This window comes from Micromonospora sp. MH99 (assembly GCF_021442385.1).
GTDB lineage: Bacteria > Actinomycetota > Actinomycetes > Mycobacteriales > Micromonosporaceae > Micromonospora.
Genome location: NZ_MUZA01000074.1, coordinates 19,745 through 29,318, shown reverse-complemented (window position 1 = coordinate 29,318; position 9,574 = coordinate 19,745). Strand labels below are relative to the sequence as shown.

Annotated in this window: 9 protein-coding genes; 2 read left to right on the top strand and 7 right to left on the bottom strand. The window is 72.2% G+C overall.

The genetic code is table 11. From position 1 onward, the window contains the following. Window positions 1-316: 316 nt before the first annotated feature. Together glpX and B0E54_RS27490 are read left to right on the top strand one after the other, a co-directional pair. The gene (gene glpX / locus B0E54_RS27495) at window positions 317-1,348 is read left to right on the top strand and encodes a class II fructose-bisphosphatase (protein WP_234589139.1); all 1,032 of its coding nucleotides are present in this window, start codon (window positions 317-319) and stop codon (window positions 1,346-1,348) included. Continuing rightward, the gene (locus B0E54_RS27490; RefSeq protein WP_234589137.1) at window positions 1,345-2,316 is read left to right on the top strand and encodes a DMT family transporter; all 972 of its coding nucleotides are present in this window, start codon (window positions 1,345-1,347) and stop codon (window positions 2,314-2,316) included. Before glpX ends, B0E54_RS27490 begins: the two co-directional genes overlap by 4 nt. 3 nt (window positions 2,317-2,319) lie before the next feature. Here B0E54_RS27490 and B0E54_RS27485 read toward each other — a convergent pair whose 3' ends face one another. From B0E54_RS27485 to B0E54_RS27455, 7 genes are all read right to left on the bottom strand, one after another. Then, window positions 2,320-3,927, bottom strand: coding sequence for a hypothetical protein (locus B0E54_RS27485; protein WP_234589135.1), 1,608 nt, complete (start codon window positions 3,925-3,927; stop codon window positions 2,320-2,322). A gap of 65 nt (window positions 3,928-3,992) precedes the next feature. Further along, a complete protein-coding gene (locus B0E54_RS27480) occupies window positions 3,993-4,961 on the bottom strand; it encodes an NAD(P)/FAD-dependent oxidoreductase (RefSeq protein ID WP_234589141.1) in 969 nt (322 codons plus the stop codon). A gap of 105 nt (window positions 4,962-5,066) precedes the next feature. Further along, window positions 5,067-5,720, bottom strand: a complete 654-nt coding sequence (locus B0E54_RS27475; RefSeq protein WP_234589133.1) for a rhomboid family intramembrane serine protease — start codon at window positions 5,718-5,720, stop codon at window positions 5,067-5,069. 115 nt (window positions 5,721-5,835) lie between these two features. Beyond that, window positions 5,836-6,516, bottom strand: a complete 681-nt coding sequence (locus tag B0E54_RS27470; RefSeq protein WP_234589131.1) for a lytic transglycosylase domain-containing protein — start codon at window positions 6,514-6,516, stop codon at window positions 5,836-5,838. A 278-nt stretch (window positions 6,517-6,794) separates the two neighbouring features. Further along, window positions 6,795-8,210: a PhoH family protein gene (locus tag B0E54_RS27465; protein WP_234589129.1), complete on the bottom strand. Its 1,416-nt coding sequence runs from the start codon at window positions 8,208-8,210 to the stop codon at window positions 6,795-6,797. A gap of 415 nt (window positions 8,211-8,625) precedes the next feature. After that, entirely contained in the window at window positions 8,626-8,961 is a 336-nt protein-coding gene (locus B0E54_RS27460) for a hypothetical protein (RefSeq protein ID WP_007455629.1), read from the bottom strand. 31 nt (window positions 8,962-8,992) lie between these two features. After that, window positions 8,993-9,349, bottom strand: a complete 357-nt coding sequence (locus tag B0E54_RS27455; RefSeq protein ID WP_234589126.1) for a hypothetical protein — start codon at window positions 9,347-9,349, stop codon at window positions 8,993-8,995. Between the last annotated feature and the right edge of the window lie 225 nt (window positions 9,350-9,574).

Below are 9,574 nucleotides of genomic sequence, written 5' to 3'. Positions count from 1 at the left end.
CGGCGACGGGTCCGGCGACGGCTCACCAGCAGCCGGCGCCCGCTCACCGGCGACGAGGGCCGGCTCGTCGGCAGCCGGAGACGACTCACCGGCGACGAGGGCCGGTTCGCCGGTGCCCGGCGTCGTCGGCCCGGTCGCGGCGGGCTGTGCGGGTTCCACCCTGCTATCTTCGCAGCCGCCCGACCGGCGGTATCCGGCCCATCACCGCCCCGCGCCGACGCCCGGTCGGCCATCGTGTGAGGATCAGCGACAAAGCTGGCGCGGGACCGCTCCGCCGCCGGCCGTCCCCGCACCGTCGCGAGGAGGAGCAGCCGTCATGACGAACACCAGGACGCGGATCCCACAGGATCTCGACCGTAACCTGGCCCTCGACCTGGTCCGGGTCACCGAGGCCGCAGCGATGGCAGCCGGCCGCTGGGTCGGCCGGGGCGACAAGGAGGGCGGCGACGGCGCCGCCGTCGACGCCATGCGCAAGCTGATCAACTCCATCCAGATGCGCGGCGTCGTGGTGATCGGCGAGGGCGAGAAGGACAACGCCCCGATGCTCTTCAACGGCGAACACGTCGGCGACGGCACCGGCCCCGAGGTGGACGTCGCGGTCGACCCGGTCGACGGCACCACCCTGATGAGCAAGGGCATGCCGAACGCGGTGGCGGTGCTCGCCGTCTCCGAGCGGGGTGCCATGTTCGACCCGAGCGCGGTCTTCTACATGGAGAAGCTCGCCGTCGGTCCCGCGTACGCGGATGTGATCGACATCAACGCCGGGGTGGCCGAGAACGTGCGCCGGATCGCCAAGGTCAAGGGCACCGATGTGTCCGAGGTGACGGTCTGCGTGCTGGACCGCAGCCGCCACGACGACCTGGTCAGCCAGATCCGCCGGACCGGGGCGGGCATCCGGTTCATCTCCGACGGCGACATCGCCGGCTCCATCGCGGCGGCCCGCGGCGAGTCGGACGTCGACGTGCTGATGGGCATCGGCGGCACCCCCGAGGGCATCATCTCGGCCTGCGCGCTGAAGTGCATGGGCGGGGCGATGCAGGCCAAGCTGTGGCCGCGCGACGACGAGGAGCGGGAGAAGGCGCTCGCCGCCGGGCACGACCTGGACCGGGTGCTCGGCACCGACGATCTGGTCACCGGGGACAACTGCTTCTTCGTGGCGACCGGGGTCACCTCCGGGGACCTGCTGCGCGGGGTGCGGTACCGGGCCGGCGGCGCGTACACCCAGTCGATCGTGATGCGCTCCAAGAGCGGCACCATCCGGGTGATCGACTCGTACCACCGGCTGGAGAAGCTGGCGCTCTACTCCGCTGTCGACTTCGACGGTCGTCCGCTGGCCGAGCAGGAGTGATCGCCACCGACGCCGCGACGCCGCAGGCCCTCTCCGCGACCCGCCGGATCGCCGGTGTCGCGTTGGCGTCGTTCTCCGGAGTCGCGGTGGCGGTGCAGTCCCGGATCAACGGCGAGCTGGGCGTACGCCTGGCCGACGGGTTCGCCGCCGCGGTGGTCTCGTTCGGGCTGGGTCTGGTGGTGCTGCTGGTGCTGGTGCCCGCCACGCCCGGCGGGCGACGGGGGCTGGTCGCGCTGCGTCGTGCCCTCGCGGCGGGCGCGCTGCGACCGTGGCAGTGCCTGGGCGGGATGTGCGGCGCGTTCCTGGTGGCCTCCCAGGGCCTCACCATCGGCACGTTGGGCGTGGCGGTCTTCACCGTGGCCGTGGTCGCCGGACAGTCCGGCAGCAGCCTCGCCGTGGACCGCGCCGGCATCGGGCCGACCGGCCGGCAGCCGGTCACCCGGCAACGGCTGGCCGGCGCGGTCCTCACCGTGCTGGCGGTCGGCCTGGCGGTCGGCGACCGGCTCAGTGCTCCGGGCGCGCTGGCGCTGGCCCTCCTGCCCCTGGTCGCCGGGGTGGGCACGGCCTGGCAGCAGGCGGTCAACGGGCGGGTCCGGGCGGCTGCCGGCAGCGCGTTGACCGCCACGCTCGTCAACTTCGCCGTCGGCACGGCCACCCTGCTCGTCGCGTTCGCGATCGACGTCGCCGTACGAGGGTGGCCGACCGGCCACCTGCCGAGCGAGCCGTGGCTCTACCTGGGCGGCCCGATCGGCATCGTGTTCATCGCCATCGCCGCAGCGATCGTGCGGTTCACCGGTGTGCTGCTGCTCGGCCTGGCCACCATCGCCGGTCAGATCGTGGGGGCGGTCCTGCTGGACCTGGTGCTGCCCACGGCGGCCTCACACCCTGGCGTGAACACCCTGCTCGGGGCCGCGCTGACCATGGTGGCGGTGCTGATCGCCGCGCTGGCACCACCGGCCCGCCGCTGACCGTCAGCGCAGCGGCACTCGTGGCGGCAGGGGTTGGTACGGCGGGTAGGGCGGCGTGTCGCGCCGGTTCTCCTCGCGGGTCGGGTCGGCCAGGCTGGCGAGCCGGACGGCCAGCAGCAGTCCCGGCACGGTGGCCAGCAGGGCCAGCGGGACCGCGACCCAGGTCTGTTCCGGGGTCCCGTTGAGCCAGCCGACCATCGGCAGCCCGGCCAGGACCATCGTGAGCAGAAAGCAGCCCACGGTCCACAGCACCCAACGGCCGGGTGCGGGGCCGAGCCACGGTACGAGCAGCAGCACCGCCACCGCCACTGCGCCCAATGGCACGACGACCAGCACGGTGACCACGCCGGTGCCGTAGACCTGGGACCAGGAAGCGTTCAACACGAGCCCGGCCAGCAGGAGCGTGAGGGCCCCGGCGATCCCCCAACCGCGACCGCCGCCACCACGTCGGATCGCCAGATGACCGGCGACCACGGTGACCGCGCAGCCGAGCAGCAACGCGAGCGCGAGCGCGAGCCACACGTCGATCGCGCGCTGGACCCGCCCGCCGTCGTACACGTCGGGCAGTTCGGGCGTGTCAGCCATGTACGACTTTAGGCTGAGAAAGCCCTCGCGCCGCCACCCGCCGTCCGACAGGCGGCGTACGAATCCGTCCCGGCCGTTGGCGACCAGCACCTCGTGGCCGCCCCCGGCGTGCGGGTAGACGACGAGTTCGCGAGATGAGAAGTGCCGGCGAAAGTCACCCGGGTCGTCGTACCGGCGGGCCAACTCGTCACGCCGGGCGTCCGCCACCTCCCAGGAAACCTGCCAGGTCATGCCGGCGTCGTCGCTCTGCTCCACCCGCAGGTGCCCGGCGGCCACCCGGTAGCAGCGTCGCGGGTCGTCCGGCGCACACGCCTGCTGGCGCGGGGAGTCCAGACCGTCCAGCCGGGCCTCCTCGTTGTCGGTGGACTCTCGCCAGGTGGTCGCGCCGTCCTCGCTGACCCGCCAACGGCCGTCGGCCGGCTTGTCCGGCATGTACGGATCCTGAAAGCCGGAGCCGATCGAGATCGCCGGGCGGCCGTCGAGCGTCGTGGTGCCGAGCGCGTACGGGTAGTGGACAGCGCTGGTGGCGGCCACCGCCAGCACCGCCGGCGGCAGCACGACCAGCAGCCGCACCAGCCGGGCCGCGCGCTGACGCACCGGTCGCCGCCGGGCCCGGGTCCAACTCCACCAGGCCAGGCCGAGCGCCGGCAGGGTGAGCAGATCGGTCCGGTCGGCTCGTACCAGTGACGGCCCGGCCAGCGCGGTCCAGGCCGAGGAGGCCAGCTCAGCGGCGTACCCACTGGATTTCACCAGCGCGAACCCGGCGCCCACCGCGACCAGGCCGACCAGCGCGGCCGCCCGGGCCGGCAGGCGCGGCGCGAGCAGCGTGAGCAGCACCGCCACCAGCGGCGGCGCGAGCACCAGACCCGCGACGTCACTCAGCTTGCCGGTGAGCAGGCCGGGAAACGCCGCCTTCAGCATGCGGTCGTTGACCACCAGCACCACCAGGGCCACCACGGTGGCCGGGTGGCAGAGCCACGACAGTGTCGTGGGAGCGCCGTCACGCGATGTCTCGGGCCCCGTCATCCCCTCAGGATCGGCCCGGCGCGTCTCGGTCCGGACACGCGGCGGTGTGTGTCCGATACCGACGGTCAGCCGGCGTCGGAGGAGTGCCCGGGGAACAGGTGGGCGGCCGGGTCGATGGCCACCGCCGCGTTGTTGACCGCCGTCGCGGCCTCGCCGAAGCCGGTGGCGATGAGCCGCACCTTGCCCGGGTACTCGGTGATGTCGCCGGCCGCGAAGACCCGGGGCAGGTTCGTCGCCATGGCGCTGTCCACCAGGATGTGCCGGCGGTCCAGCTGGAGGCCCCACTCGGCGAGCGGGCCCAGGTCGGCGGTGAAGCCGAGGGCGGCGACGACAGTGTCCACCGGAAGGGTCTCGGCCGCGCCCCCGCGCACGGTCACCTCGGCGCCCGTCACCGTGGCATCGCCGATCAGGCGGGTTACCTCGGCGTTGACCACCACCCGCACTGGCAGCGACAACACCCGGGCGACAGTCGAGGCGTGCGCCCGGAACTTCTCCCGCCGGTGCACCAGGGTCACCGAGCGGGCCAGCGGTTGCAGGGCCAGCGCCCAGTCGAAGGCCGAGTCGCCGCCGCCCACGATGAGCACGTCCCTGTCGGTCAGCTCGGCCGGGTCGGTGACGAAGTAGACGATGCCGGCGCCGGGAGCGCCGTCGGCGCAGGGCAGCGGCCGTGGGCTGAAGCTGCCGAGCCCGCCGGTGACCACTACCGCGCCGCAGGCGAGCTGCTCGCCGCCGGCCAGGCCGAGCACGGGCCGGTCATCGGCGTACGACAGCTTCTCGGCCCTCGTGCCGAGCAGGTACTGCGGGCCGAACGGCGCCGCCTGGGCGACCAGGTTGGCGACCAGGTCGCGGCCCTTCACGGCGGGAAAGCCGGCCACGTCGAGGATCAACTTCTCCGGATACATGGCGGTGACCTGGCCGCCCGGCTCCGGAAGCGCGTCGATCACCGCCACGGACAACCCTCGGAACCCGGCGTAGTACGCGGCGAAGAGGCCGGCTGGACCGGCCCCGATCACGGCGACATCGACCTCGCGCATGGCGTACCGTCGCTTTCCGCTCACGGATCAACGCGTGCTGATCTCGACGGTAGGCGGGGCACAGCGGTCGGGCAAGCATGTCCCAGGGGCGTGCCGGGGAGCAGGTCAGGGCAGGCTGAGGGGGGAGCCCGAGTAGTCCGGGCCGTCCACGGCCGGGCGGCGACGGCGGAACAGGATCGCCGCCACCACGCCTCCGAGCAGCCCGAACAGGTGGCCCTGCCAGGAGATCCGCTCGTCGGTGGGGAGGATGCCGACCAGTTGCCAGCCGTAGAGCAGACCGACGAGCAGGAAGACGGCGAAGTTCCACCAACTGCGTTCGACGATGCCCCGGGTGAGCAGGATGCCCAGGTAACCGAAGATCACCCCGCTGGCGCCGACCACCACCGAGTTGGGCGAGCCGGTGAACCAGACCCCGAGCCCGCTGACCAGGATGATGATCAGGGTCGACCAGAGGAACCGGCGGGCGCCGGCGGCCAGCACGAAGGTGCCCAACAGGATCAGCGGGATGCTGTTGCTGTAGAGGTGGTCGAAGCCGTGATGCAGGAACGGCGAGAAGAAGACGCCGTCCAGGCCGTCGATGCGGTGCGGAATGATGCCGGCGGTCGCGTCCAGGCCGAACGCGAGCCCCTGGTCGACGGCCTCGATGAGGAAGAGGAACGGGACCACCGCGCACATGGCGACGAAGGCCCGGCCGAGCGCGGCGTAGAACGCCTCGGTGCCGAACCGGTAGGGGTCGCCGCTTGGCGGCTGCAGGCTCACCCCCCAACTGCTATCAGCAAAAAGGGCCGGCCGCCACTCGCGTCCCGCTCGCCTGCCTGTCGTACGTGCGACGGCGGGGCGGGTGGTCGCCCACCCGCCCCGCCGTTCGACGACGTCAGTAGTTGCCGTTGTTCTGGAAGTTGCTCCAGGCGCCACAGGGCGTCTTGTACCGGCCCTTGATGTAGCCCAGCCCCCACTTGATCTGGGTGGCCGGGTTCGTCCGCCAGTCGTCCGCGACCGAGCCCATCTTGCTGCCCGGCAACGACTGCGGGATGCCGTACGCCCCGGAGGAGGAGTTGCTGGCCTTGTGGTTCCAGCCGCTCTCCTTGGTCCAGAGCTTCTCCAGGCAGGGGAACTCGGCGATGCCGAAGCCCGCTTCGAGCATCAGCGCGCAGCCGATCTTGCGGTTGCCGCTGTACTCGGCGCAGGACGCCGGAATCGGCCCCTCGTACGGCTTGGTGACCTCCTTGGCGGCGGCCTCGCGCTCACGCTTGCGCGACGCCGCGGCGGCCTCGGCGCGGCGGGCCCGCTCGGCGGCCTCCTTGGCAGCCTGAGCCGCCCGCAGCTTGGCCTGGTACTCGGCGGCCCGCTGCCGGGCGAACGCGATCTGGTGGCTGGCCTGGCGCTCGCGCTGGTAGGCGAAGTCGATCCGATCGACCTCGACGCTCTCCTGCGCGGTCAGACCCTGTTGCTGGGTTTCCCGGTCTTGGCCCAGATAGAAGCCACCGGCCACGCCCACGGAGAGCAGCGCGACAGCGGCCGTACGGGCGCCCAACCGGCTCCACAGCCGACTCACGAAGTGGTCCCTTCGTTGGGGGCAAGGACACGACGCGGCGCCAGGCCAGGTGGGCCCTCAGCCGTGCCGTGAGCGCCCCGACCGGTGAGCCGGTCGCGCCGACGCACCGACCGTCACCGATGCCGTCCAGAGCCTGGACGAACGATCACCAACGATGCCTGTGGTGCGTGGGCGCTCGTGGGACACGATCGCGCACAGTGAGGCTGATGGGAAACCAACCGGCCTGTTTGTGATCTGCACCACACCAAAAATCTGGACGAAAGCCTACAAAACCCCCATCACAGTGGGATGTCCTCCAAGAGGTCGGTCACCATCGCGGCGATCGGCGACCGCTCCGACCGGCTGAGCGTGACATGGGCGAAGAGGGGATGGCCCTTCAACGCCTCGATCACCGCGGTCACGCCGTCATGTCGGCCGACCCGCAGATTGTCCCGCTGGGCGACGTCGTGGGTGAGCACCACCCGGGAGCCCTGCCCGATCCGGGAGAGCACGGTCAGCAGCACGCCACGCTCCAGCGACTGGGCCTCGTCCACGATCACGAAGGCGTCGTGCAGGCTGCGCCCCCGGATGTGGGTCAGCGGCAGCACCTCCAGGATGCCCCGCGAGGTGACCTCCTCCAGCACGTTCTCGTGCACCACCGCGCCGAGCGTGTCGAAGACCGCCTGCGCCCACGGCGACATCTTCTCCGACTCCGACCCCGGCAGGTAGCCCAGCTCCTGGCCGCCGACGGCGTACAGCGGGCGGAAGACGATCACCTTCTTGTGCCGGCGACGCTCCATCACCGCCTCCAGCCCGGCGCAGAGCGCCAACGCCGACTTACCCGTGCCGGCCCGCCCACCCAGCGAGACGATCCCGATCGTCTCGTCGAGCAGCAGGTCGAGGGCGACGCGCTGCTCGGCCGAGCGGCCGTGCAGGCCGAACGCCTCCCGGTCGCCCCGGACCAACCGGACGGACTTGTCCGGCAGCACCCGGCCCAACGCGGAGCCGCGCGTCGAGTGCAGCACCAGGCCGGTGTGGCAGGGCAGACCCGCCGCCTCGTCGACGTCGAGCGTGTCGCCGGCGTACAGCGCGGAGATCTGCTCCTCGCCCAACTCCAGCTCGGACATGCCGGTCCAGGTCGGGTCGCTGGCCTGGCCGTGGCGGTACTCGTCGGCGCGCAGACCCACCGAGGCGGCCTTGACCCGCAGCGGCATGTCCTTGCTGACCAGGGTGACGTCCCGGCCCTCGGCGGCGAGGTTGAGCGCCACGGAGAGGATCCGGGCGTCGTTGCTCTCGGTGCGGAACCCGGGGGGCAGCACCCCGTCGTCGGTGTGGTTCAACTCCACCCGCAGCGTGCCACCGGCGTCGTTGGCGGGTACCGGCGTGTCCAGCCGGCCGTGCTGGATCCGCAGCTCGTCGAGCATGCGCAGCGACTGCCGGGCGAACCAGCCCAGCTCCGGGTGGTGACGCTTGCCCTCCAGCTCGGTGATGACCACCAGCGGCAGCACCACCTCGTGCTCGGCGAAGCGGTGGAACGCCGCCGGGTCGGACAACAGCACGGACGTGTCCAGAACGAAAGCCTGGCCCGCTGGTCGCGGCTCCTTGGGGTCAGCCGGCGCGGTTGCCGCGCTACGGCGGCTCCGGGGGGCACGGCGGGTCGTGGCAGTCGCGGCCGGGATCTGGTCGGCACCGGCGGTGGTACGGCGAGTCGTCACAGGCCTGCTCCGACGGATGGGCACCCGGCCACCCGTGTTCCGCCTCGTCCGGTGCCCGGGGACACGGGGTCGGATGCGGAACCCCGTGCGCGAGGTCGCAGATCCGGGCGGACCGGCTGGCTCGGGAGAACCCCGTGCCATGCCTAGACGCTAGCGGCGGCGGACCGTCCCGGCTAGTGCCGTGATCGTGGATCTCCGGAGACAGACCTGTGAACACCGCGCCGCCAGGTCGACACCCGCCGGCAGCGGGGCGCGGCGAGCCGGCCGGGATGCATGCCCCCTGCGCGCATCCCGGCCGGCCGGGGCCACCGTCACCGGTCTGACGTGGCCCCGACGGTGCGTGTCCGCCGCGGACGACGCACCGCGCTTTTCGGCACCGGTCGGCGGGACCGCCCGGGGCGGCCCGCCGGCCGGCTCAGCCGGTCCGTCGAACGAGCGTGCCGGTCGGGTGCCGCCCCGTGATGGGGGCGGCCGGCGCCGTGAACGACGAGCCGGTGTACGTGGTGCCGGGGCGGGCCACCGTGCCGGCGGAGCGGACGGCCCCCGCCGAGGAGACCGACAGGGCGGAGGCGATCGCCGCCTGGGCGTCGCGTCGGCGCCGGTTCCAGGCGCCCCGGTCACCGTCGAAGTAGCCCTGTCGATAGCCGAAGCGGTAGCCGATGCGGTAGCTGAGCTGCCCGTGCAGCCGACCAGCCGCGTAGCTGGTGGCACCGAGCACCAGGACGAGGAAGACCACGAGGAATGGGCTCATCGGGCGGCCCCGGCCCGGCCCGGACGCCGCGTCATCGTTCCTCCGGCTCGGCCGCCGTGGGGTCGGCGGTGGGATCCGCGACCAGCAGCCGGTCCAGGTCGTCGGTGCTGACCTCCTCGACCAGTTCGACGCTGATCCGGCAGCCGTCCAGCACGACCTCGGCGACGGAGGAGCGGCGAATCTCCCCGCCGGCGTCGTAGACGCGGACGCTCAACTCGGGGCAGCCGAGGTGGGTACGCCAGGCGTTCCACTCGGTGCGGTCGCCCACGCTCAGCGACAGGTATCGGCAGCCTCGGGCGAGATAGAGGCGCCACGGGGCACTCAGCCCCGCGGCCACTCCCTCGGCGATCAGCCCGAAGGCCTGGGCTCGGGTGGCGAGCTCGGTCACCACACCCCCTCGGCACCGGGGGCGTGACGCATGTGAGCACCAGTCGTCTCATGCACGTGACACACCGTAGATTGTCCCATGAGCGTGACAGTATCAGCTTTTCGTCCTCTTACATTCGCCACTACGGGCATCTATTCTGCCCGGGTGACACCCCTCCAGAGCGGCGCTGGATCGTTTACCACGAATCCGAGAGAGCCGTCACGTCCGCGTGACAGCAGCGTGCCT